At 71.9% G+C, this 24,122-nt stretch carries 18 protein-coding genes and 1 riboswitch; of the genes, 5 read left to right on the top strand and 13 right to left on the bottom strand.

The genetic code is table 11. The features are described 5' to 3' along the window. The first annotated feature begins 50 nt into the window (after nucleotides 1-50). Nucleotides 51-1,712, top strand: a complete 1,662-nt coding sequence (locus ACZ5CW_RS24620; protein ID WP_468604789.1) for a TROVE domain-containing protein — start codon at nucleotides 51-53, stop codon at nucleotides 1,710-1,712. A gap of 323 nt (nucleotides 1,713-2,035) precedes the next feature. Here ACZ5CW_RS24620 and ACZ5CW_RS24615 read toward each other — a convergent pair whose 3' ends face one another. Continuing rightward, nucleotides 2,036-2,608: a TetR/AcrR family transcriptional regulator gene (locus ACZ5CW_RS24615; RefSeq protein WP_468604787.1), complete on the bottom strand. Its 573-nt coding sequence runs from the start codon at nucleotides 2,606-2,608 to the stop codon at nucleotides 2,036-2,038. An 86-nt stretch (nucleotides 2,609-2,694) separates the two neighbouring features. On the opposite strand from ACZ5CW_RS24615, the gene ACZ5CW_RS24610 reads away from it, so the two are divergent. Continuing rightward, nucleotides 2,695-3,156 carry a nuclear transport factor 2 family protein gene (locus ACZ5CW_RS24610; protein ID WP_468604785.1) on the top strand — a complete coding sequence of 154 codons (462 nt, stop codon included), beginning with the start codon at nucleotides 2,695-2,697 and terminating at the stop codon, nucleotides 3,154-3,156. On the opposite strand, the gene ACZ5CW_RS24605 is transcribed toward ACZ5CW_RS24610, so the two are convergent. From ACZ5CW_RS24605 to ACZ5CW_RS24575, 7 genes are all read right to left on the bottom strand, one after another. Then, complete coding sequence (locus ACZ5CW_RS24605) at nucleotides 3,157-3,951, bottom strand: SDR family NAD(P)-dependent oxidoreductase (protein WP_468604783.1); 795 nt, start codon at nucleotides 3,949-3,951, stop codon at nucleotides 3,157-3,159. 65 nt (nucleotides 3,952-4,016) lie between these two features. Next, complete coding sequence (gene gap / locus ACZ5CW_RS24600; RefSeq protein ID WP_468604781.1) at nucleotides 4,017-5,015, bottom strand: type I glyceraldehyde-3-phosphate dehydrogenase; 999 nt, start codon at nucleotides 5,013-5,015, stop codon at nucleotides 4,017-4,019. 114 nt (nucleotides 5,016-5,129) lie between these two features. Beyond that, complete coding sequence (locus ACZ5CW_RS24595; protein ID WP_468604779.1) at nucleotides 5,130-6,086, bottom strand: GlxA family transcriptional regulator; 957 nt, start codon at nucleotides 6,084-6,086, stop codon at nucleotides 5,130-5,132. Between the two features lie 56 nt (nucleotides 6,087-6,142). Then, entirely contained in the window at nucleotides 6,143-7,183 is a 1,041-nt protein-coding gene (locus tag ACZ5CW_RS24590; RefSeq protein ID WP_468604777.1) for a LacI family DNA-binding transcriptional regulator, read from the bottom strand. Between the two features lie 65 nt (nucleotides 7,184-7,248). Next, nucleotides 7,249-9,690, bottom strand: a complete 2,442-nt coding sequence (locus ACZ5CW_RS24585; protein WP_468604775.1) for a glycoside hydrolase family 3 C-terminal domain-containing protein — start codon at nucleotides 9,688-9,690, stop codon at nucleotides 7,249-7,251. A 30-nt stretch (nucleotides 9,691-9,720) separates the two neighbouring features. Next, nucleotides 9,721-11,475 (bottom strand): discoidin domain-containing protein, encoded by a 1,755-nt coding sequence (locus ACZ5CW_RS24580; RefSeq protein ID WP_468604773.1) that lies wholly within the window; start codon nucleotides 11,473-11,475, stop codon nucleotides 9,721-9,723. Nucleotides 11,476-11,535: 60 nt separating this feature from the next. Continuing rightward, the gene (locus ACZ5CW_RS24575; RefSeq protein WP_468604771.1) at nucleotides 11,536-12,609 is read right to left on the bottom strand and encodes a DUF1996 domain-containing protein; all 1,074 of its coding nucleotides are present in this window, start codon (nucleotides 12,607-12,609) and stop codon (nucleotides 11,536-11,538) included. A 295-nt stretch (nucleotides 12,610-12,904) separates the two neighbouring features. On the opposite strand from ACZ5CW_RS24575, the gene ACZ5CW_RS24570 reads away from it, so the two are divergent. Then, a complete protein-coding gene (locus ACZ5CW_RS24570) occupies nucleotides 12,905-14,707 on the top strand; it encodes a coagulation factor 5/8 type domain-containing protein (protein WP_468604769.1) in 1,803 nt (600 codons plus the stop codon). Between the two features lie 128 nt (nucleotides 14,708-14,835). Continuing rightward, a riboswitch (guanidine-III (ykkC-III) riboswitch) is annotated at nucleotides 14,836-14,905 on the top strand. A 10-nt stretch (nucleotides 14,906-14,915) separates the two neighbouring features. Further along, nucleotides 14,916-15,794 (top strand): MBL fold metallo-hydrolase, encoded by an 879-nt coding sequence (locus ACZ5CW_RS24565; protein ID WP_468604767.1) that lies wholly within the window; start codon nucleotides 14,916-14,918, stop codon nucleotides 15,792-15,794. A gap of 87 nt (nucleotides 15,795-15,881) precedes the next feature. Here ACZ5CW_RS24565 and ACZ5CW_RS24560 read toward each other — a convergent pair whose 3' ends face one another. From ACZ5CW_RS24560 to ACZ5CW_RS24545, 4 genes are read right to left on the bottom strand one after another with little or no spacing between them, the layout of a single operon-like run. Next, nucleotides 15,882-17,021, bottom strand: coding sequence for an XdhC family protein (locus ACZ5CW_RS24560; protein WP_468604765.1), 1,140 nt, complete (start codon nucleotides 17,019-17,021; stop codon nucleotides 15,882-15,884). Further along, a complete protein-coding gene (locus ACZ5CW_RS24555; protein WP_468604763.1) occupies nucleotides 17,014-19,149 on the bottom strand; it encodes a xanthine dehydrogenase family protein molybdopterin-binding subunit in 2,136 nt (711 codons plus the stop codon). Before ACZ5CW_RS24555 ends, ACZ5CW_RS24560 begins: the two co-directional genes overlap by 8 nt. Beyond that, nucleotides 19,146-20,138: an FAD binding domain-containing protein gene (locus ACZ5CW_RS24550; protein WP_468604761.1), complete on the bottom strand. Its 993-nt coding sequence runs from the start codon at nucleotides 20,136-20,138 to the stop codon at nucleotides 19,146-19,148. Before ACZ5CW_RS24550 ends, ACZ5CW_RS24555 begins: the two co-directional genes overlap by 4 nt. Continuing rightward, complete coding sequence (locus tag ACZ5CW_RS24545; protein ID WP_468604759.1) at nucleotides 20,135-20,734, bottom strand: 2Fe-2S iron-sulfur cluster-binding protein; 600 nt, start codon at nucleotides 20,732-20,734, stop codon at nucleotides 20,135-20,137. The genes ACZ5CW_RS24550 and ACZ5CW_RS24545 overlap by 4 nt, the downstream gene beginning before the upstream one ends. 275 nt (nucleotides 20,735-21,009) lie before the next feature. On the opposite strand from ACZ5CW_RS24545, the gene ACZ5CW_RS24540 reads away from it, so the two are divergent. Further along, the gene (locus ACZ5CW_RS24540; RefSeq protein WP_468604757.1) at nucleotides 21,010-21,588 is read left to right on the top strand and encodes a TetR/AcrR family transcriptional regulator; all 579 of its coding nucleotides are present in this window, start codon (nucleotides 21,010-21,012) and stop codon (nucleotides 21,586-21,588) included. Nucleotides 21,589-21,593: 5 nt separating this feature from the next. Here the strand turns inward: ACZ5CW_RS24540 and ACZ5CW_RS24535 are convergent, their stop codons facing one another. Continuing rightward, nucleotides 21,594-24,098: a DUF6185 family protein gene (locus tag ACZ5CW_RS24535; RefSeq protein WP_468604755.1), complete on the bottom strand. Its 2,505-nt coding sequence runs from the start codon at nucleotides 24,096-24,098 to the stop codon at nucleotides 21,594-21,596. Between the last annotated feature and the right edge of the window lie 24 nt (nucleotides 24,099-24,122).

The raw sequence follows: 24,122 nt of genomic DNA, 5'->3' as shown, positions 1-24,122 counted from the left end.
CCACTCCTCCCTTTATCTGCTCCTCGCGCCTTTCAGGGGGATTTCTCTGCATGACCCGGTTCAACCGCCAGCGCGCCAAGGTCGAAGCCAGGACCGAGATCCAGGCCGAGATACCCGGGTTGACCGCGGGTGGGTCGACCTCGCCGCTCTCCGCGTACGGGCGGTGGATCCATCCCGCGGGGCGGACACCGGCCGTGCCCTCGGCCGTGTTCGTCAATCACGAGGGTGGTGCCGGATACGCACGGCCGCCGAAGGAGCAGCTGTTCCTGCTCGCCGTCGGCAACATGGTCGGGCAGGAGAGCTTCTACGAGAGCGCCCGCTCACGGGACGAGCGCTATGCGGGGCTCGTGCGGCGGCTCGCCGTCAGTGACCCGGTGTGGACCCTCGGACTGCTTCGCTGGCTGCGCTCCGAGGCGCACATGCGGACCGCGTCCGTGGTCGGTGCGGCCGAGTTCGTGCGGGCCCGGACGGAGGCCCGGGCACCGGGGTTCTCACGGTCCGCGGTCGACGCGGTGCTGCAACGGGCCGACGAGCCGGGTGAGTTGCTCGGCTACTGGACCTCGCGGTACGGGCACCGGCTGCCGCAACCCCTCAAGCGCGGTGTCGCCGATGCCGTGCGGCGGCTCTACACCGGTCGCGCGCTCCTGAAGTACGACACCGGTTCCCGCGGATTCCGCTTCGGCGACGTGCTCCGGCTGACACATCCCACTCCCGCCGCCGACCGGCCCTGGCAGGGTGAGCTGTTCCGGTACGCCCTGGATCGGCGATATCGGCCCCACCTCGCCGCGCCGCCCGCCGGTGACCCTCTCCTCGGCGCCCACCACGCCCTCCTGGGCGTCCCCGTGGACGAGCGGTACGCCCTCGTCACCTCGGCCGGCGGGCCCGAGCGGCTCTCCGCCGCCGGGATGACGTGGGAGTCCGTGGCCGGATGGCTCCAACGGCCCCTCGACGCCGCCGTCTGGGAGGCCCTGATCCCCTCCATGGGACCCATGGCCCTCGTCCGCAACCTGCGCAACTTCGATCTCGCGGGTGTCGGCGACCGCGTCGCGGCCGAAGTCGCCCGCCGGATCTCCGACCCGGACGAGGTACGCCGCTCCCGCCAGTTCCCGTTCCGGTACCTCGCCGCCCACCGCAACGCGCCCTCACCGCGCTGGCACGACGCCCTGGAGGGGGCCCTGCGGCACTCGCTCTCCCAGGTGCCCGGACTGTCCGGCCGCACCCTCGTGCTCGTCGACCGGTCCGGGTCCATGTTCGACACGCCCAGCGCCCGCACGCAGCTCAACCGGGCCGACTCCGCCGCGGTCTTCGGCACCGCCCTCGCCCTCCGCGCCGAACACGCCGACCTCGTCGAGTACGGCACCGAGAGCCAGGTCGTCGCCCTCACACCCGGCGAGTCCGTGCTGCGTGCGGTGGACCGGTTCCACAACCTCGGCGGCACCGACACGGGCTCGGCCGTCTGGCGGCACTACCGCCACCACGACCGCGTCGTCATCGTCACGGACGAACAGGCGCACCGGTCCTCCACCGTCGACCCGTTCCTCGCCGTCCCCCGGCACATCCCCGTCTACACCTGGAACCTCGCCGGCTACTCGTTCGGACACACGGCCCCCGGACGGCACCGGCACACCTTCGGCGGCCTGAGCGACGCCGCCTTCCGTCTCATCCCTCTGCTCGAGTCCGGCCGGGAGGCGGTGTGGCCCTGGGAGGAGTGAGCGGCACGGCGCCCGTTCGGCCGAGCGTCGTCGTTGCCCTTCCGGGCATCGCTCGTTAGGTCACGCATGATCAAGAAACTCGCGTGTGTCACCGTCACGGCCGCCGCTCTTCTGGCCTCCGCCCCCGCCGCCGAGGCGGCGGCGAGCCCCCCGCCCTCCGCCGGGGCTCCCGGAGTGCCTCTCCTGGACGCTGTCCTGGGGTCGGTGGAGGTGGGGCATCCGGCCACCTCCCTCAATTCGGTCCTGCCGACGGGCCTCGCGGATCGGTGAGCACCACGAACGCCGTACGAACGCCCGGGACCGCCGGGCGCTCGTACGGCGTTTCAGGTGGTGGTCGTACCGAGCAGCGTCGCGACCGCCGCGCGGGCGTGGCGGGCCGGGGCCGGGTCGCCGCTGATGCCGGCCGTCACGATGGCTCCTTCCGCGAGGAGGCAGACCGGATCGGCAGCCGGCAGCCCGGCGGCGTGCACCCACACCGCGATCTGGTCGTGGAACGCCCGTTTGTGCGAGCGGACTTCGGCGAGCACGGCCTCGGACGACGAACCGAGTTCGCCGTGGGCGTTGATCCAGGCGCAGCCGCGGAAACCGGGCTGTGCGAACCAGTCGGCGAGCCAGTCGAAGACCGTGAGGACGCGCTCACGAGGATCCGGGACCTGTTCCACGCGGGCGGCCAGGTCGCCCCTCCATCGCTGGTCGCGGCGTCTGAGCATCGCCACGACGAGATCCTCCTTCGCCGCGAAGAACCGGTAGATCCGCTTGAGCGGCAGGCCGGAGGCGGCGCGGACCTCGTCCATCCCGACCGCCTGGATGCCCCGCTCGTAGAAGAGCCGCTCCGCCGCGTCGAGGAGTGCTTCGCGGTCCAGGCGGTTGCGTTCCTCGGTGATCGGGGCTGGCATCCGGGCTCCTTGACGTTGAGAACGATCGTTCCCTATCTTAGGCCCACCGGATGGAGAACGCTCGTTCTCAACATGAGGAGGCCGCCGTGCCCGAAGACCGCCCGCCCTACCCCCCGTTCACCCGGGAGACCGCCCTGCAGAAGGTCCAGGCCGCCGAGGACGCCTGGAACACCCGCGATCCCCGACGCGTGGCCGCGGCCTACACGCCGGACTCGGTCTGGCGCAACCGGGACACGTTCGTCAGCGGCCGGGAGGAGATCGTCGCCTTCCTGACCCAGAAGTGGGAGCGCGAACGCGACTACGCGCTACGCAAGAGCCTCTGGGCGTTCCACGAGAACCGGATCGCCGTCCGCTTCCAGTACGAGTGCCGCGACGCGGAAGGCCAGTGGTGGCGCAGTTACGGCAACGAACTGTGGGAGTTCGACGAGCGCGGCCTGATGCGACGCCGCGAGGCGAGCATCAACGACGTCGCCATCACCGAGGCGGACCGGCGCATCCACGGTCCTCGGCCCCTGGCGGAGCACGGCATCGACATCCCTCTGCAGTAGTCAGGGAAGGATCGAGTCGATGTACCCGCCGTCGACGCGCAGGGCTCCCCCGGTCGTGGCCGAGGCCTGCTCGGAGCTGAGGTAGACGACCATGTGGGCGATCTCCTCCGGCTCGATCAGCCGCTGCAGCAGGGACTGCGGGCGGTGCTCGCGCATGAACGCGCGCTGCGCCTCGTCCCAGGGCAGGTCCCGGTCGACGAGTTCGTACACGAAGTCCTCGACCCCGCCGGTGTGCGTGGGCCCGGCGATGACGGAGTTCACCGTCACGCCCGTGCCCGCCGCCTTCTTGGCGAATCCGCGGCTCACCGCGAGCAGCGCGGTCTTGGACATCCCGTAGTGGATCATCTCCGCGGGGATGACGACCGCCGAGTCGCTGGCGACGTACTGGACGCGCCCCCAGCCGCGTTCGGTCATGCCCGGCAGGTACCGCCGGGTCAGTCGTACGGCGGCCAGGACGTTCACCTCGAAGTAGCGCCGCCACTCCTCGTCGGTGATCTCCAGCGGGTCGGCGGCACCGAAGACGCCCAGGTTGTTGACGAGAATGTCCACGTGCGGCAGCAGATCGGCCACCCGCTCCGCACCCTCTTCACCGGACACGTCGGCCGCCACCGGCACCAGGTCGGCGCCGGGCGCCTGCCCGGCCAGCGCCTCGACGGCGGCGGCCACCCGCCGCTCGTCGCGGCCGTTGACGCCCACGCGGGCCCCCGCCCGGGCGAGGGCGAGGGCGATGGCCGCACCGATGCCCTGGGTGGAGCCGGTGACCAGGGCGGTGCGTCCTGTCAGATCGATGTGCATGAGCGGACGGGTTCCCTTCGTGCGCGACTGAATCCCACAGTCCGTCAAGTGTGGCCGCGGATCGTTCAGCCGGCGGCGAGCAGCCCCAGCGTGTCCACCACGCGGTGCGAGAACCCCCACTCGTTGTCGTACCAGGCGACCACCTTGATGTGCCGGCCGTCGACGCGGGTGAGGGCCGAGTCGAAGATCGACGAGGCCGGGTTGCCGGTGATGTCCGAGGACACGAGGGGGTCGTCCGCGTACTCGAGGATGCCGGCGAGCGGCCCGTCAGCCGCCTCGCGGTAGGCGGCGAGCACCTCGTCGCGCGTCACGTCACGGGTGACGGTCGTGTTGAGTTCGACGATCGAGCCCACCGGCACCGGTACGCGGATCGAGTCGCCCGACAGCTTGCCGTCGAGGTTCGGCAGCACGAGGCCGATGGCCTTCGCCGCGCCCGTCGTGGTCGGCACGATGTTGACGGCGGCGGCGCGGGCACGACGGGCGTCACGGTGCGGGCCGTCCTGCAGGTTCTGCTCCTGGGTGTAGGCGTGCACCGTCGTCATGAACCCGTGCTCGATCCCGGCCAGGCCGTCGAGCACCGAGGCCAGCGGCGCGAGCGCGTTGGTCGTGCAGGAGGCGTTCGAGACGATCGTGTGCACGGCCGGGTCGTAGGCGTCGGTGTTGACGCCGAAGGCGAGCGTCACATCGGCGCCGTCGGACGGCGCGCCGACGAGTACCTTCTTCGCGCCGGCGTCGAGGTGCGCACGGGCGGCCTTGGCGGAGGTGAAGCGGCCGGTCGCCTCGAGCACGATGTCGACGCCCAGTTCGGCCCAGGGCAGCTGCGCGGGCTCGCGTTCGGCGAGCACCCGGATGCGGCGGCCGTCGACGACGAGGGCGTCCCCGTCGGCGGTCACCGGACGGCCGAGCCGGCCGGCCGTCGTGTCGTAGGCGAGCAGCCGGGCCAGGGTCGCGGGCTCGGTGAGGTCGTTCACGGCGACGACCTCGAGGTCGCTGGAGCGTTCCAGCAGAGCGCGCAGCACATTGCGTCCGATGCGGCCGAATCCGTTGATGGCGATGCGAGTCATGAGTGGTGTCCCTTCGTGTCGTCCGGGACCAGCCTCGCGGGCGGGAGGGGCTCGTGGCCGTGGCGTGAGCGCCATGGTTCGCAAGGATCACGCCAGGCCGTGCCGGGCGGTGGGCTACTCTCCGCGGGCGAAGGTGCGCCGGTACTCGCTCGGTGTGGTGCCGAGGATGCGCTGGAAGTGCGCCCGCAGGTTCGCACCGGTGCCCAGACCGACGTCGTTGGCGATCCGCTCGACGCTGTGCTCGGAACGTTCCAGCAGCTCACGGGCCAGGTCGATGCGGGCGCGCATGACCCACTGCATCGGCGTGTAGCCGGTGTCCTCGGCGAAGCGGCGGGAGAAGGTGCGCGGCGAGACCGCGGCGTGCTGGGCGAGCGTCTCGAGGGTGAGCGGCTCGTCGAGCCGGTGCAGGGCCCATTCACGGGTGGCCGCGAACCGCTCGCCGAGCGGTTCGGGCACGCTGCGCGGCACGTACTGCGCCTGACCGCCGCTGCGGTAAGGGGCCGCGACCAGCCGGCGGGCCGCGTGGTTGGACGCGGCCACTCCACGGTCGCGGCGCAGGATGTGCAGGCACAGGTCGATACCGGAGGCGGCACCGGCCGAGGTCAGCACGCTGCCCTCGTCGACGAAGAGCACGTTCTCGTCGACCCTGACACGCGGATGCCGCGCCGCGAAGGCGCGCGTGTAGTGCCAGTGGGTCGTGGCGCGCTTTCCGTCCAGCAGGCCCGTCGCGGCGAGCGCGAACGCGCCCGTGGAGATGGCGGCGAGCCGCGTTCCCCGGCTGTGGGCGGCGATCAGCGCCTCGACGACCGCACGGGGCGGCTCGTCGCGGTCCGGGAATCGGTAGCCGGGGATGAAGACGATGTCGGCCCGGTCGAGCGCTTCGAGGCCGTGCGCGACGTGGTACGACAGACCGTCGCCGCCGGTCACGAGCCCCGGCGCGGCACCGCACACCCGCACCTCGTACGGCATGCTCGCGCGCGTCGTGAACACCTGTGCCGGAATGCCGACATCGAGCGGCTTCGCGCCCTCGAGCACGACGACGGCGACACGGTGGAGGCGGGAGGACGGCACGGGATCAGGGTACGGGGGCGGAGGAACGGCTCTGTCAGGACCGTCGCCGGCCGGTGTCAGGCCGACTCCCGTACCACCAGTTCCGGGTCGAACACGATCGAGGTGGGCTCGGTGCGGACGCCGTGGATGTGCTCGTCGAGGAGACGGGCCATCTCGGCTGCCATGTCCTCCACGGGCTGGCGCACGGTGGTGAGCGGGGGCCGGCAGGTGACGGCGACGGTGGAGTCGTCGAAGCCGACCACCGCCACCTCCCGCGGCACCCGCCGGCCGTGTTCCCGCAGCACCTGGCAGGCTCCCTGGGCCATGAGGTCGTTGGCCGCGAACACCCCGTCGAGGTCGGGGTGCTGGGCCAGCAGGTCGGTCATGGCGGCGACCCCGCTGTCCAGGGTGAAGCCGCCTTCGGCGACGGGGACGTAGGGATGGCCGTGGCGGGCGAGGGTGTCGCGGAAGCCGGCCAGCCGCTCCTGGCTCGCGGCGACCGCCAGCGGCCCGGAGACCGTGACCGGCCTGCGGCATCCCCGGGCGAGCAGATGCTCGGCGGCGAGCCGGCCGCCGTCCCGGTGGGCGAGATCGACGTAGCTGAGCGGGACGGGGCGGGAGGGGCGGGCGAAGAGCACGGCGGGCAGCCGGGCTTCGGCGAGCAGCGCGGGCAGCGGGTCGTCGGCGTGGCTGGAGACCACCAGCGCGCCGTCGGCCCGTCCCTGCCGCAGGTAGGTCAGCACCTCCTGGCGGGACTCGGCCGACTCGGCGAACATCAGGACCGGGTGCACCGAGCGCGGCCGGAGGTAGCCGACGATCCCGGCGACCACCCGTCCGAAGAAGGGGTCCGCGAACACGCGGGCGGCGAAGGCGGCCTGGGCCCCGTCGGAGGCGTCCCCGGCTCCGGACACCACCAGCGCCACGGTCTCGGCCCGCCGGGTGACCAGGGAGCGGGCGGCCCGGTTGGGTGCGTACCCGGTGCGTTCGATGGCTTGGCGGACCAGTTCCTGGATGGCCGGGTCCACGTTGCGTACGCCGTTGACGACCCGGGACACGGTGGCCCGGGAGACACCTGCCTCCCGGGCGACGTCCTCCAGCGTCGGGGCCTGTCTGCTCATGCCCGCACCCTAACGGCCCGGCGGCCTGCGCGGATAGAGCGCTCTCCGGTACCCCCGCACGGCTCTCAGGTGCGGTCGCGCACGTGCATCTCCAGGGTCAGGGGCAGATCGCCCGCCGAGCGGCCGGCCCGTACCCGGCACGGTCCCGGTTCCGTGCGCCAGCCACCCGCGCGGACGTCCCAGTGGCACAGGGCGCGGGCCGGGACGCGGACCTGGGCGACGACGCTCTCGCCGGGCTCCGCCACCACCGCCGTCCATCCGGCGAGCCATCGCTCGGGGTACTCCACGGCGGTGGCGCCGGGACGGGCGAGATAGACCTGGACGACCTCCCGCCCGGCGCGCGGCCCGGTGTTGCGCAGCCGCACGCGTACGGTGACGTCCTCCCCCGCCGCCGTCTGCGGCGGTCCCGACAGCTCCTCGTAGGCCCACGTCGTGTAGCCGAGTCCGTGCCCGAACCAGTACGCGGGTGTGCGCCGGGCACGCAGCCAGCCGCGGTGGCCGACGTGCACGCCCTCGTCGTAGGGCAGGCGGCCGGCGTCCGGGCGGGTGCGGGTGACGGGGGCGTCGGTGAGGCGGGCGGGCCAGGTGGTGGGCAGTCGGCCGCCGGGCTCGGTCCGGCCGAGGAGCACGTCGGCCAGGCCGCCGCCGGCCTCCTGGCCGGGGAACCAGGCCAGGAGCAGTGCGCCGACCTCGTCCCGCCAGGGCAGTTCCACCGGGCCGCCGCTGTTGACCACGGCCACCGTGCGCGGGTTGGCCCGGGCGACGGCCCGGACCAGAGCGTCCTGGTCCGGGCCGAGCGCGAGGTGGGCGCGGTCGCGTCCTTCGGACTCGTGCTGTTCGCCGGTGCCGACGACCACCACGGCCGCGTCCGCCTCCTGTGCCGCCCGGGACGCGGCGGCCAGGGCCTTTTCCCGATGGGGTCCGGGCGGTGCGGCGCCGACGACGGTGGCCCGTCCGGTGCCGGGGGCGAGTTCCCGGCGGGCGACGAGCAACGGGGTGGTGCCGGCCGTCAGGTGAGCGGTGACGACCTGGGCGGGCGGGCTGACGTGGATCACGGCGGGGTCGTCGGTGGTGGTGGCGAACACGCCCTGCAGGAGCGGGCGTCCGTCCAGGTGGAGGCTGAGGCGGCCGAATCCGGCGAGGCCGATCCGCCAGGCGCCCGAGGTCCGGGGGTGCAGTCGCGCGCTGATCTCCACGGTGTGCGCGCCGGGCGGCAGCGGGGGTTCCAACTGGCGCCCGCCGCGGCGGTGTTCCGCGTGCAGCTCGCGGCCGGAGACGTCCAGGATCCGCAGCAGCACGCCCGGGGTGCCGGTGCGCGGATCGGAGCCGAGGTCCAGGTCCAGGGGTGGCGGCGGGCCGTCCGGGGCGGGGCCGGGTACGTGCACGACCCGGGCGCGGCCGCGCAGCCCCGCCCTGATGCCGTCCAGGATCGGCACCTCGTCGTGGGGGAAGACGCCGGCGCTGCCGCCGCCCTGGGTGCGGGTGCGGGCGGCGGCCGCGCCGATGACGGCGACCGTGCCGAGGCGTGCGGGGTCCAGGGGCAGGACGCCCCGGTTGGCCAGCAGCACGGCTCCGGCCGCGACGGCCCGCCGGGCCAGGGCCCGCGCCTGCCGGGACCGCGGGTGCGGGCCGGCCGGGCGGTGCGGCCTGCCCAGCACCCCGCACCAGGCGGCGAGCCGCAGCAGCCGGCGCACCTTGTCGTGCACGGCCGCCTCCTCGACCTCACCGGCCTCCACGGCCCGTACCAGCGACTCGCCCCACTCCCCCGCGGGTCCGGGCATCTGGAGGTCCAGCCCGGCACGCGCGGTGTCCCGGGTGCCGCGGACGGCGCCCCAGTCGGAGACGACGACGCCGTCGAATCCCCACTCGCTCTTCAAGGGCGCGGTCAGCAGCTCGTGGGCGGTCATGGTGGTGCCGTTCACCTGGTTGTAGCCGGCCATCACCAGCCGCACACCCGCCGCCACGGCCGCCTCGAACGGCGCGAGGTGGACCTCGCGCAGCGTTCGCTCGTCCACCCGCACGTCGACCGTCAGCCGGTCCGTCTCGGCGTCGTTCGCCACGAAGTGCTTGGCCGTGGCGGCGACGCCCTGCGCCTGGATGCCCCGGATCAGGGCGGCCCCCGTCCGGCCGGTGAGCACGGGGTCCTCGGAGAAGCACTCGAAGTGCCGTCCGGCCAGAGGGCTGCGGTGGAGGTTGAGGTTGGGGGCGAGGACCACGTGCACGCCCTTGCGGCGGGCCTCCGAGGCGAGGAGGCCGCCGAGTTCCTCGACCAGCCGCTCGTCCCAGGTGGCGGCGAGCGCGGAGGCCGAGGGCAGCAGGACGGAGGTGGCGCGTTCGTCCCAGCTCTCCCCGCGCACACCCGCCGGACCGTCCGACAGCATCAGCTCCCCCAGCCCCAGATCCGGTTCGGCCGCCGTGCGCCAGGTGGTGGCGCCGGTGAGCAGCCGGATCCTGGACCGCAGGGTCAGCTTGTCGAGCAGCCGGTCGAGTTCGTCCTCGTCCGCCATCCCCACCCCTCCTGTCGCCGACCGCTCAGGTCAGCTGTAGACGCCGAACTCGTACAGCGAGTAGCCCCAGCCGGTGCCGCGTGCGCTTCCGGCGACCCGCACGTAGCGGCCGGTTCCGGTGACGTCGAAGTCGTCCACGCCGCCGTTGCCGTCCGTCACGGTGCGCACGGTCCGCCAGTTCTGCCCGTCGTCGGAGGTCTGCACGGTGTAGGCCTTCGCGTAGGAGGCCTCCCACAGCAGCTGGACGTGCCGGAACGTGGTGCGGGTGCCGAGGTCGACCTGGACCCACTGCGGGTCGCTCCAGTCGCTGGCCCAGCGGGTGTTCGGATTGCCGTCGACCGCCTTGCCGGCGGGGCACGGGCAGTCGCCGTAACTCGCCTGGTAGGAGGAGGCGGTGGCGGGCTTGCCGAGGGCGATGTTCGTGCCGTTCGGCGTGGGCGGGACGACTCTGACGGACCGGGTCTCGACACCGACGTTGCCGTGAGCGTCGGTCACCTTCACATAGACCTTCCAGACACCGGGCCGGTCGGGCGCGGTGACCCTGAGGCGGCCGCCGCCCAGGTCGGTGTGGGGCAGCGGGGTGAGGTTCCTGCTCTGGTCGATGTACATGCTGTTGTCGAGGACCTCGTACGACAGCGCGTCCCCGTCCGGATCGGTGGCCTTGACCGCGAGGGTCAGGTCCCGGCCCGCCTGCACCTTGCCCGCGTCGCCCTCGACGGTCAGGTCCGAGACGACGGGCGGGGTGTTGTCGTGGGAGGTGTCCGCCCCGTAGGCCCCCTTCACCGCGTAGTACGACAGGCGCTTCTGGCCGGCGGGCAGCAGGTTGAACCAGATGCCGCCGAAGTCGTACTCGGTGCCGTAGTGGAACATCGTGGCGCCGAGGGCGACTCCCTTGTGTCCGGTGACGCAGCCCCACGCCCGGGTGTATCCGTCGGCCTTGGCGCGGTCGCCCGGCTCGAGCGGTACGCCGTTGGCGTCGTCGGGCACCTCCCACTCGCCGGCCGGGCCCGTCTCGGTGATGATGTAGGGCTTGTTGTAACCGCCCTGCGTCCAGGCGGACTTCACGTCACAGACCGCGTTGTAGGAGTTGACGGCGTACAGGTCGAGGTCGGGTGCGTTCTTCTTGAAGTACGGCCAGGCGCCGACCCAGGCGTCCGTCGAGGTGACCGGATGGTCGGGGTCGATGGTGTGGATCTTCCGCGCCACGTCGTTCACGAAGGTGGTGTAGGCGTCGCGCTGCCGTTCCAACTCGGTTCCGCTGTAGCAGTTCTGGAGTCCGAGCACCGATTCGTTGCCGACGTCCCACATGAGGACGCCGGGGTTGTCCTTGTAGGTCTGCACCCACTTGGGGAACTCGTCCAGCATCTGGTTCTTGTAGGCGGTGTCGGTCACGTAGTTCACGCAGCCGCCGCTGCCCGGGCCGCCGCCGGGCTGGAGCCAGAACCCGGCGACGACCTTGATGCCGTGGGCGGCGGCGGAGTCGAAGAGCGGCTTGCTGGTGGCGTCGGTGCCCCAGGTGCGGATGGTGTTGACGCCCATGGAGCGCAGGTCGGGCAGGTACTTCTCCGCGTCGGCTGTGGACGGGCCCCAGGTCAGTCCCTTGACCTGGTACGGCTGCCCGTCCACGGTCAGCTGCCAGTTGCCCTGGGTGCCGGTGACCTTGACGACGCTGCCGGCCGCGTGGGCCTGGGCGGCCGGCAGGGCCGTGAGGGCGCCGACGGCGAGTACGCCGGCGGTGAGGGGCGCGGCGAGGCGGCGCGCGCGCGTGTGTGGTGGTGGGGTCATGGTGGCGGGGTCTCCGTGTGGGGTGTGGGGTGTGTGCGGGTGCCGTCGGGGCCGGGTCCGCTACGGCAGGCGGTAGTCGGCGTTCAGCGCCGCGCCCGCCTCCGGGTGCGTCTCGTCGTAACCGCGCGCGTCGCACTGCAGCCCGCCGACGATGCAGTGGTCGACCAGCGCCTTGAGGGTGCGGTCGTCCCAGGCGTTGAAGAAGTCGTAGTGGAAGCTGTGGCCCGGTCCGCTGGCCAGCCGCACCCGCGACATGTCTCCGTTGACGGGGAAGGCCATCTTGAACTCGATCATCGGCAGTGCCACCGGATGGTCGGCGGGGCAGATGTTGTCGTTCGTGCCGGGTTTGACCACGGGGTAGGCCATGTGGCTCCTGTGGTCGGGGGTGTCGAGGTACTTCCCGTCCCAGCAACTGGGCGCCTGGAAGCGGATGTTGAGCTGGACGTCGGCCCGGTCCGGGCAGGTCGCCGGGAACTCGGTGTTGAAGTAGCTGTCGCCGCACTCCCAGCCCTCGACGAATCCGCGGTGGTGGCGGAACTCGTCGGCGGTCTGCATCGGGTCGCCGACGACGTACCTGAGGCCCTTGGGGAAGGGCCGGACGCTGGTGTAGTCGGTGACGCCGGCCTTGTAGTAGATGACCTGCGGGCCGACGGGCAGGACCGGCTTGTCGCCGTTGTAGAGGGTGGGCATCCAGTAGCCGGACAGGTCGCCGGGGGCCTTGCAGGTGGTGCCGCCCGCGCTCAGCGAGGCGGTCGTGCTGCTCGCGTTGGTGGTGGTGTTGCCCAGGAACGTGTGGTCGTGGGACTTGCCGGGCTGCTGGGGGTAGACGATCGGGTCGTCCGGCTTGGTGTGGCTGACCGCGCAGTTCGCCTGGAACTCGTGGAAGTAGCGGTGCGGCGGGTTCTGCGTGGCCGGGGGGACGCCGGTGACGGGCGGGTCGGCGGGGATGTAGCCGTCGCCGTCGGGGTCCTCGGGCGAGGCGGCGGTCGACGGCGCCATGGTGTGGCCGGTGTGCACGGTCGTGCCGGTGGAGCGGGGTGCGGACGACGCGGCGACTCCGGTGACGCCGAACGAGGTCAGCACCAGGGCGGAAGTGATCAGGGCGCCCGAGAGGATCTTGGATCTCCGTGCCATGGGGGCTCCTCGACGGGAGGGATGGGAGGTCGTACGGAGGCGGGAGAGCGCTCTCCCACCGCTGGAGTGTTGGGGCGGCGACGGGAGGGTGTCAAGGGAGACGACCAAAGAATCAGCAGGAGCCCTTCGCTCACTTCTCGAAGGCGGCAACGGCGATGTGACGGTTACTCAGGCGCGGCGCCGCGGAAATTCGGTCGTAACTCTTGACGCACCGTTCACGCCAATGAAGCATCCAACGTCGAGAGAGCGCTCCCCCACCCCACTTCGTTCATTTCCTGAACAAGGAGAGCCGCGCATGCCCCCCGCCTCCCCCTCGTCCCCCTCCTCGTCTTCGTCACCGTCCGTCGGCCGCCGCGCCGTTCTCGGTGCCGCGGCGGCCGCGGTGCCCGTGCTGGCCGGTGTGTCCACGCCCGCCCGGGCGGCCGGCTCGTCCCGCACGTCCGCCCGCGCCCTGCCCGGCGGGGGCGACCTCGGCCCGAACGTGCTCGTGTTCGATCCCGCGACGCCCGGCATCCAGGCCAAGCTGGACCAGGTCTTCCGGCAGCAGGAGTCGGCCCAGTTCGGCACCGGTCGCTACGCCCTGCTGTTCAAGCCCGGCACGTACAACGGCCTGAACGCCCAGATCGGCTTCTACACCTCCATCGCGGGCCTCGGTCTGTCGCCCGACGACACGACGATCAACGGTGACGTCACGGTCGACGCGGGCTGGTTCAACGGCAACGCCACGCAGAACTTCTGGCGTTCGGCGGAGAACCTGGCCCTGGTCCCCGCGAACGGCACGAACCGGTGGGCGGTGGCCCAGGCGGCGCCCTTCCGCCGGATGCACATCCGGGGCGGGCTCAACCTCGCCCCGTCGGGCTACGGCTGGGCGAGCGGCGGGTACATCGCGGACAGCCGGATCGACGGTCAGGTGGGGCCGTACTCGCAGCAGCAGTGGTACACCCGGGACAGCGCTGTCGGCAGCTGGCTCAACGGCGTGTGGAACATGGTGTTCTCCGGTGTCCAGGGCGCCCCGGCGCAGAGCTTCCCCAACCCGCCGTACACCACCCTCGACACCACGCCCGTCTCCCGTGAGAAGCCGTTCCTGTACGTCAGCGGCAGCGAGTTCCGGGTCTTCCTGCCGGAGAAGCGGACGAACGCCCGCGGCGTGACCTGGGGCAACGGCACACCGCGAGGCACGTCCCTGCCGCTGTCGCAGTTCTACGTCGCGAAGCCGGGCGTCAGCGCGGCGACCCTCAACCAGGCACTCGCGCAGGGACTCCACCTGCTCCTGACGCCGGGCGTCTACCACGTGGACCAGCCGATCCAGGTCAACCGCGCCGGCACCGTGGTGCTGGGTCTGGGATACGCGACGCTCGTACCCGACAACGGGAGCACGGTGCTGAAGGTCGCCGATGTCGACGGCGTGCGCCTCGCCGGTTTCCTCATCGACGCCGGACCCGTCAACTCCGCCACCCTGCTGGAGGTCGGGCCGGCCGGCTCGGCGCAGGACCACTCCGCCAACCCGACGACCGTGCAGGACGTCTTCGTGCGCATCGGCGGCGCGGGCGCCGGCAAGGCGACCACGAGCATGGTGATCAACAGCCGGCACACCATCGTCGACCACACCTGGGTGTGGCGCGCCGACCACGGCACGGGTGTCGGCTGGGACACCAACCGCGCCGACTACGGTGTCGTGGTCAACGGCGACGACGTGCTGTGCACCGGCCTGTTCGTGGAGCACTTCAACAAGTACGACGTGCAGTGGTACGGCCAGCGGGGCCGCACGATCTTCTTCCAGAACGAGAAGGCGTACGACGCCCCGAACCAGGCCGCGGTCCAGAACGGCTCGGTCAAGGGCTACGCGGCCTACAAGGTCGGCGACAACGTCACCACGCACGAGGGCTGGGGCCTGGGCAGCTACTGCTACTACAACGTGGCCCCGTCGATCGTGCAGCACCACGGCTTCGCCGCGCCGAACCGCCCAGGGGTGAAGTTCCACGACCTGCTGGTCGTCTCGCTCGGCGGCAACGGCCAGTACGAACACGTGATCAACGAGACGGGATCGCCGACCTCGGGAACGTCCACGACTCCCTCCACGGTGGTGTCCTACCCCTGAGACCGGCGCGGCACGTGCCGCCCGGGGCCGCCGGGCGTCCGCGCGGCGGCCCTGGGCCACCGGCCTGGCCGGGCCCTGCGCGGCGCTCCGGGACACGGTCGCGGTCACCGGCGGCGTGGTAGCGTCCCGTCGTCAGGCGCGGCCGTGCCTGCCCCGGACGAGATGTGCGCCGTACCCGGCCCGCCAAGACGACGCACGTGGAGGCATCGTGGGTTCCGGCACGCAGCCGGTCGGCTTCACCGGCACCACTCCCCCGGCGCGCCCTCTGGACGTGCGGTGGATCCACGGCTCACCGTCGGCCAAGCACAACACCGACCCGGACATCCAGGTCCACGCCTACGACGAGCACACGTTCATCCTGCGGCAGAACATGGCCGTCCACTACGAGGCGCCGTTCCTCTTCCTGCTGTGCGGCGACGAACGGGCCGTACTGATCGACACCGGGGCCACCGAGTCGCCCGAGTTCTTCCCGCTGCGCCGGGTGGTCGACGGACTGCTCGCGGACCGGCTCGCCCGGCATCCGCGGGAGGACTACGACCTGCTCGTGCTGCACACCCACGGGCACGGGGACCACATCGCGGGCGACGGCCAGTTCGCGGGCCGCCCCGGCACCACGGTGGTGGGGGCCGACCGCGCCACCGCCTGGCCGTACTTCGGGTTCGACACGGACCCGGACGCCGTCGCCCGCATCGACCTCGGCGGACGGGTGCTGGAGTGCCTGGCCACCCCGGGCCACCACGAGGCGGCCGTGACCTACTACGACCCGGCCACCGGGTTCCTGCTCACCGGCGACAGCGTCTACCCCGGCCGGCTCTACATCCAGGACCTCGCCGCCTTCACCCGCAGTATCGAGCGCCTGATCGAGTTCGCCGAGCGCCGGCCGGTCACCCATGTACTCGGCTGCCACATCGAGATGACCACCGAGCCGGGCGTGGACTACCCGGTCCGCACCACCTACCAGCCCGACGAGCCCCCGCTCCAGCTGACCGCCGCCCACCTGCGCCGGATCCGGGACGCCCTCACCGAACTCGACGACGACCTCACCTGGCGCGCCTGCTCCGACTTCGTCCTCTGCCCGCACAGCTGAGCGATCCACCGGCCGACCCGCTGTGCGGCGCCGAGGACGTCCCGGCGCCGCCCCCACCCGGTCCGCTTCCGGGGGCGCCTGCCCCTCTCAGGCGGCCGTCGCCCCGCTGCGCTCCCGGTCACGGTGGATCGGCGCGTTCGAGCCGGTCAGCGGAACTCCCGTGCCGCCCCGCCGGACGGCGACGATCTCCGCCGCGATCGACAGCGCGGTCTCCTCGGGTGTCCGGGCGCCGAGGTCGAGGCCGATCGGGGAGTGCAGCCGGGCCAGCTCCCGCTCGTTCACGCCTTCCGCACGCAGCCGCCGGTCGCGGTCCTCGTGGGTGCGGCGCGAGCCCATCGCACCGACGAACGCCACCGGCATGCCGAGGGCCGTCTTCAGCAGGGGCACATCGAACTTCGCGTCGTGCGTGAGCACGCACAGGACGGTACGGGCGTCGGTCGTGGTGCGCCGCAGGTAGCGGTGCGGCCAGTCGACGACGACCTCGTCGGCCTCGGGGAAGCGGGCCCGCGTGGCGAAGACGGGCCGGGCGTCGCAGACGGTCACGTGATATCCGAGGAACTTGCCGGCCCGCACCAGCGCCGACGCGAAGTCGACCGCACCGAAGACGATCATGCGCGGGGGCGGTGTGTGCGCCTCGACCAGCAGGGTGAGGCCGCCGGGGCAGTGGGAGCCGTCCGCCGAGATGTCCACGGTGCCGGTGCGCCCCGCCTCCAGCCGGGCCAGGGCCTCGGCCGCCGCCGTCCGGTCCAGCTCGGCGTGACCGCCGAGACCGCCTTCGTACGTGCCGTCGTCGCGCACCAGCAGGGCCCGGCCGAGGAGTTCGGCGGGGCCGCGGGCGACCCGGGCCAGGGCGGCCGGACCGCCCCGGCCGGCGGCCGCCAGCGCCGACGCCAGGACCGTGCGGTCCGGCGCCTGCCCGCCCACCGGCGTGATCAGCACATCGATCGTCCCACCGCAGGTCAGTCCTACGGCGAAGGCGTCCTCGTCGCTGTAGCCGAACCGCTCCGTGACGCTCTCGCCCGTGCGCAGGGACTCCAGGCACAGGTCGTACACCGCGCCCTCCACACAGCCGCCCGAGACCGAGCCGACGACGGTGCCCTCGCCGTCGACCGCAAGGGCGGCGCCGGGACCGCGCGGCGCGCTGCCGCCGACGGCCACGACGGTGGCGACGGCGAACTCCCGGCCCTCCTGGATCCAGTGGTTCAGCTCCTCGGCCAGGTCAAGCATCCGGCGCTCCTCCGGCGGCCGAGAGGATGCGATCGGGCCGGATGGGCAGGTTGCGGTGGCGTACGCCGGTGGCGTGCCAGACCGCGTTGGCGACGGCGGCCGCCGCACCCACGATGCCGATCTCACCGATGCCCTTGATCCCGACCGGGTCCTTCGGATCGTGGTCGTCGATCCAGTCGGCCTCGATGCGCGGTACGTCGGCGTGCGTGGCCACGTGGTAGCCCGCGAGGTCGGCGCCGACGTGGCCGCCCGAGGCGCGGTCCCGTACCGCCTCCTCGTGCAGGGCCATGGAGATGCCCCAGATCATGCCGCCGAGGAACTGGTTGCGGGCGGTGAGCGGGTTGACGATGCGGCCCGCCGCGAAGATGCCGAGCATCCGCCGCACACGCACCTCGCCGGTGCCGGGATCCACCGCCACCTCGGCGAACTGCGCGCCGTAGGAATGGCGTTCGGCCGGGGCGAGGGCGCCGATGGCCGCGGCGGTGTCCGACCGCACCGTGATGCCCTCCGGGGGGACGGGACCCAGGGCCAGTCGGTCGCGCAGTTCGTCGGCGGCGGTCGTGACCGCCCAGGCCCAGGAGCGGGTGCCCATGGAACCGCCGGCGATCATCGCCGGTCCGAAGTCGCTGTCGCCGATGCGGACGCGGACCCGGTCCGTGGTCACGCGCAGCGCGTCCGCGGCGACCAGGGTGAGGGCCGTCCGGGCTCCGGTGCCGATGTCGGCCGCGGCGATCCGGACGGTGAAGGTGCCGTCCGGGTGTGCCGTCACGGTGGCCGTGGACGGTGCGGCGCCCGCCGGGAAGGAGGCCGCCGCGGTGCCGGTGCCGAGCAGCCAGCGGCCGTCCCTGCGCAGCCCGGGGCGCGGGTCCCGGTCCGCCCAGCCGAACCTGCGGGCGCCCTCCCGGAAGCAGGCGGGCAGATTGCGGCCGGCGAACGGCAGGCCGGAGACCGGTCCCCTGTCGGGCTCGTTGCGCAGGCGCAGCTCGACCGGGTCGATACCGCTCTTCTCGGCGAGTTCGTCCAGCGCCGCCTCCAGCGCGAACGATCCCGGTGCCTCGCCCGGGGCGCGCATCCACGTCGGGGTGGGTACGTCGAGCCGCACCACCCGGTTGGCGGTGTGGTGGGCGTCGGCGTCGTACATCACCCGGGCCGCCCCGGCGCTCGCTTCGATGAACTCGTGCACGGTGGAGGTGAGGCTGAGCGAGCGGTGCTCCAGTGCGCGCAGCCGTCCGTCGGCGTCGGCGCCGAGCCGGACGCGCTGGGTGGTGGGGCTGCGGTAGCCGGCCAGCGAGAACATCTGACGGCGGGTCAGGACCACGCGTACCGGGCGCTGCAGGACGGTCGCGGCCATCACGGCGGCCACCTGGTGGGCACGGACGCCCTTGCTGCCGAAGCCGCCGCCGACGTGTTCGGAGCGCACGCGCACCGAGGCCGGGTCGAGCGAGAAGAGGTTCGCGAGTTCGCCGATGACCCAGGAGGCGCCCTGGTTGGAGTCGACCAGCTCGAGCCGGCCGGCGTCCCAGCGGGCGGTCGCCGCGTGCGGTTCCATCGGGTTGTGGTGTTCTTCGGGAGTGGTGTACTCGGCGTCCACGACGAAGGCCGACGCGGCCAGCTCGGCCTCGAGGTCGCCCTTCCCCGTCACTGCCGGCCCGTGGCTGTCCAGCGGGTAGGCGTCCGGGTGCTCGCTGCGGAAACCGATGTCGTGCGGCTCTTGTTCGTAGTGCACCACGAGCGCCTCGGCGGCCTCCCTGGCCTGCTCGGACGTCTCGGCGACGACCAGTGCCACCGGCCAGCCCAGGTGGGGCACCCGGTCGTGCTGGAAGACGGCGCAGGTCGGGTCCGGCCGCGTGCCCAGCAGGCCGATGTAGTCGGTGTCGACGCGGGGGGCGTTGCGGTGGTCCAGGACCGCGAGGACACCCGGCATGGCGAGGACGGCGTCGGTGTCGAGGGCGCGGATGCGGCCGCGGGCGACCGTGGACAGCGCCAGCCAGCCGTGCGCGAGGTCGGCGAAGGGGATCTCTCCGGCGTAGCGGGCCGCTCCGGTGACCTTGTCCCTGCCCTCCACGCGGGTGTGCGCGGTGCCGACGGAGGGCGTCGGTGTGGGTTTTCCGGTGGTGACGGTGGTCATCGGGCGGCCTCCTCGGCGAGTTCGGTCAGTACGGCCACCACGAGGTTGCGCATGAGGGTCACCTTGTAGGCGTTGTGGGGCAGCGGCCGCGCCGCGGCCAGTTCCGCGTCGGCGGCGGCGGCGAAGGTCTCGGCGTGGGCCGGCGCACCGGTCAGGGCACGTTCGGCCGCGAGGGCCCGCCACGGTCGGGAGGCGACCGCGCCGAAGGCCAGGCGGGCGTCCCGGACGACGCCGTCCCGGACGTCGAGCGCGGCGGCGACCGAGCCGATGGCGAAGGCGTACGAGGCGCGCTCCCGGACCTTGCGGTAGCAGGAGTGGGCGGCGGTGGGCACCGGCGGCAGGGTGACGCCCGTGATCAGCGCGCCCGGCGGCAGCGCGGTCTCGCGGTGGGGGGTGTCGCCGACGGGGAGGTAGAACTCGGCGAGCGGCAACTCCCCCGGCCCGTCGGCGGTTTCGTAGTGGACGACGGCGTCGAAGGCGGTGAGCGCGACGGCCATGTCCGAGGGGTGTACGGCCACGCAGTGCTCGGTGGCGCCCAGGATCGCGTGGTTGTGGTGCTCGCCCTGGACGGCGGGGCAACCGCTGCCCGGGACACGCTTGTTGCACGGCTTGGTGACGTCGGTGAAGTAGCCGCAGCGGGTGCGCTGCAGCAGGTTGCCGCCGACCGTGGCCATGTTGCGCAGCTGCCCGGACGCGCCGGCCAGTACCGCCTGGGCCAGCGCCGGGTAGCGGCGCCGTACCTCGGGATGGGCGGCCAGGTCGCCGTTGGTGACGGTGGCGCCGATGCGCAGGCCGCCCTCCGGCGTCGACTCGATGTCGTCGAGCGGGAGTTCGCGGATGTCGACGAGCCGGGCGGGGCGTTCGACACCGGTCTTCATGAGGTCGACGAGGTTGGTGCCGCCGCCGAGGAACCGGGTGTCCGGATCGGCGCCGAGCAGCGCGACGGCGCCGGCGACGTCGGACGCCCGCTGGTAGCCGAACTCCCTCATGCCAGGGCCTCCTTCGTGGCCGCCGCCGCGGGGCTGACGCGCGCGCCGGTGGCGGCGTTCGGGTCCGTACCGGCCTCGGCCGCGCGGGCCACCGCCTCGACGATCGAGACGTAGGCACCGCAACGGCACAGGTTGCCGCTCATCCGTTCCCGGATCTCCTCGGCGGTGAGGGGCGGTGGCCCCGCTTCGGGCCGGACGTCGTCGGTGACGGCGCTCGGCCAGCCCGCCGCGTGTTCCTGGAGCACCCCGATGGCCGAACAGATCTGGCCGGGGGTGCAGTAGCCGCACTGGTAACCGTCCAGATCGAGGAAGGCCTGCTGCACGGGGTGCAACCGCTCGCCGTCGGCGACGCCTTCGATGGTGGTGATCTCCCGGTCCTGGGCCGCCACGGCCAGTTGCAGACAGGCGACGGCCCGCCGGCCGTCCAGCAGGACCGTGCAGGCACCGCACTGACCCTGGTCACAGCCCTTCTTGGTGCCGGTCAGTTCGAGGCGTTCGCGCAGTGCGTCGAGCAGGGTGGTGCGGTGGTCGACGGGCAGTGTGTACTTCTCGCCGTTGATCTTCAGGGTGATGACACTGGACGTCGATTGGGCCATGAGCAGCTTCTTTCGCGTTTCCAGAACAGGTAAGGGTCCGGCAGCCGGAGGGACCGGACGCCGTGGAGAGTGCGTGGTGCGGGTCGAGGTCGCAGGGGCGAAGCGCAAGTGCGGGATGCTGGGGCCGGAGGTGACGGCCGCCGACTGCCGTAGGGCGGCGTCCACGGCTATCGTGGACGTAACCGGACAGCTGTCCGCTATCTGGAGACCGTAACGGACAGCTGTCCGGTTAGCAAGGGCGGGTTCGGCCACGGACCCTCGAGGAGGACGGACGAGTGCCGCAGAAGAAGGACGCACCCCTGCGCTCGGACGCGCAGCGCAACCGCGAGCGCATCCTGGAAGTGGCACTCGCCGAGCTGACGCGCTGCGCCGACGCCCCGCTGAGCACCATCGCCAGGAAGGCCGGCGTCGGGCAAGGCACGTTCTACCGCAACTTCCCCAACCGCGAGGCACTCGTCCTCGAGATCTACCGGCACGAGATGCAGCAGGTCGCCGACAGCGCGGCCCAGCTGCTCGGGACGCGGACGCCCGAGCAGGCCCTGCGGGCCTGGATGGACCGGCTCGCCGAGTTCGCCATGACCAAGGCCGGTCTGGCCACCGCCATACGGCAGGCGACCGGCGCACCCGGCAGTCCGGCGAAGCCCGCCCACACGCCGGTGACCTCCGCGGCGGAACTTCTGCTCCGCGCCAACGAGGAAGCCGGCACCATCCGCCCCGGCATCACGGCGGACGACTTCCTCCTCGCCATCGCGGGCCTCTGGCAGCTCGCCCCGCACGAGGACTGGCAGCCCCGGGCCACGCGGCTCCTCGACCTCGTCATGGACGGCCTGCGCACGGGGGCGCCCGGCCGGTGACGCACTCAGCGGGTGGGCGGCGGCGAGGTCGGGCCGCCCTCCCTGAGTGCTTTCCAGATGGTGGCAAGCGCGACGATCTGCGTCAGGAAGAAGGCCAGCGACGCGATACGCATCCGGTAGACGTACATGACCAGACTGGCGCTGGTGGGCCAGTAACGCTGTTCGCTGAGAAACGTCTGCACGTCCATGACCAGGCCGGTGAACGTCAGGACGGACGTGAAGACGACGATGGCGGGGACCACACCCTGGACGCTTTGCCCGATGAGTTCGTCGATGACCCACTGGGCGACGACGGGAACCACGAAAACGGCGGCGATACAGAACGCCTTCGTCGGCCCGTGGCGGCAGGGAAGGTCCCGCCAGAGCGCCCCGAGGAAGAACCCTCCGCCCACCCAGGTCAGCTGCCAGTAGAGAAGGTCCTGGACGATGGCGAGAAACCCGGACGAGTTCTGCGTGATCGGAACCCAGGAGTTGTTCGCGACGTAGTCGAGCCAGTACATCAGACCGGTCGCGGGCAGACCCGCGAGGCAGGCGATGAGCGCGCACCTGCGGGCGTTGGCCCACCACGTGTCCATAGGCCCCCAGGCGAAGGCCAGGTCCATGGGGCCGACCCCTGCGGGCAGCCCCTCGTGCAGCTGGTCGATCTCCCGCTCGATCGACTCGTACTGCGCGGCGCGTTCGACGGAACTCCCGGCACCCGGATGACGCAGCTGGTCCTGCAGCTCTCGATAACGGCGCACCAGGCGCAACAATCCGGTTCGGTCGGTCTGTGAAATGACCTGGCCGAGCTGCACATCTCCTGCGCCCGGCTGCTGCAGTACACACTTCGAGCGGGAGAACGAGAGCATCAGCAAGGCCGCAAAGAGGCCGAGGAGCGTGTCGAGGATGGCCCCCCAGATACCGAAGTACATCTCACCGCCGGGCACCACGACGAGCGAGAAGAAGACGACGAGCAGAAACTTCTCCGCCTCGGTCGGCGTGAACGACCGAGCGTCACGCCGTTCGGCCCGGCAGACCCGGAGCGTCCCCACCAGCGCGAGCGCGGTCAAGATGAACGCGGCAGTCTCCCAGACAGGCGCCAGCGCATTGTCCGGGAACGACCACCACCAGTAGTCGGAGGACGCTCGCCATGCGCTCGTGTAGGTCGCCCAATGGGTGTCGGCGAGCCACGTGCGGCGGTTCCAGTCGCGCCGGAAGGCGAGGAACGACCAGAGGACGGTGAGCACCGCGACGGCCGCGGAGACGGAGACGACCAGCCATGACGACACACCTCGCCCGTCGGTCCGCAGGACTCGCCACCCCGCCGAGAGGACACCCAGGCAGCACACGAAGAGTGTTGCCGCGTAGGCGGTCGCCACCAGCCAGGAGCCGGCCGGGGAAACCAGGTGGTCGTTCTCACTCACCGACATCAGCGGATGCTCTGACACCTCGGAACCGATGGAAATCCCGACAACAGCGAAGGTCAGGACGCAGGCGACGACGAGCAGGCGCCTGCGCGGCATCCCGAACCAGCACAGCGCGAGTCCGATGGCACTCAATGCCAGCAAAGACATCGCCGAGGTGTAGTCGTGGAACCAGGAGAACTGCGTGCTCAGGAAATCGAGGAGGTTGTCTCCCATATAGACGGGAAGGCAGAGAAACATCTGCAGGAGAGCCCAGGTACGCAGCGTCTTGAGCGCCTTGTCCTCCTCCTCGGTGGCGGGCCGTCCGAGGTCATTTCGCAGTCTGCCGGCACCGATGAGGAGGAGGACTCCTGCCGCGACGTACCAGAGTGCCCCCGATCCGCTGTACATTCCCAGGGCTTCCCAGGCCTCGCCCGGCGTCAGCGTCAGCGCATTCCATTGCTGCACCACGGGCGGGCGGAACCTGACCCTGAAGTGTTCGGTCGGGTTCCTGTCGTGCCAGCTGACCACGGTGCCTTCTTCACCGATGGCCGACGCCGGGGTGACTGATTCCGCCCCGGGGCCGCCCATCCGGACTTCCACGTCTTCCCAGTCCGCGCCGGCAAGGTTCCCAGGAAAGAGTTGGAGGTCCCATACGCCCTTGCCCGCGGCCAGATTCCAGAGTCCGATGTGATAGTCGGCGAGGTACTGGATCCAGGTGACGGCCTCGTAGTGAACCAGCACCTCTTTTTCGTCGGCAGTCACCGTGAGGGGCTTCAGACGCCACTCGTACGCGTCATCGAATTGTTTTTCCGAAGCCTTCCCCAGCAGACAGCGCAGCGCCTCCCGGTAACGGGACGAATCGGCATCCAGGAGCAGATCGGAGGCATGCCGCCAGCCCGTCGGGATCTTGACCTCCATGGTGCTCGTGACCGTGCTGTAGTCACTTCCGCGGTGATCGAATTTCACGGACGCGGTGACCTTGGCGGCCCGGAGCTGGTCGACCCGGCAGGAGTCGGCCCGATAGGCACCGGCCGCATGCGAGACGCCCGTACCGGTCCACAGGGAGAGCAACGCCAGCAGGAGAGCCGACAGCACGAGCGGCGCGGAACGTCTGGGACCGGTCACCTCTCAAGGATCTTCACACCGGCG

The organism is Streptomyces sp. NPDC031379, assembly GCF_055569615.1.
This window is presented reverse-complemented; position numbering and strand designations above follow the sequence as displayed.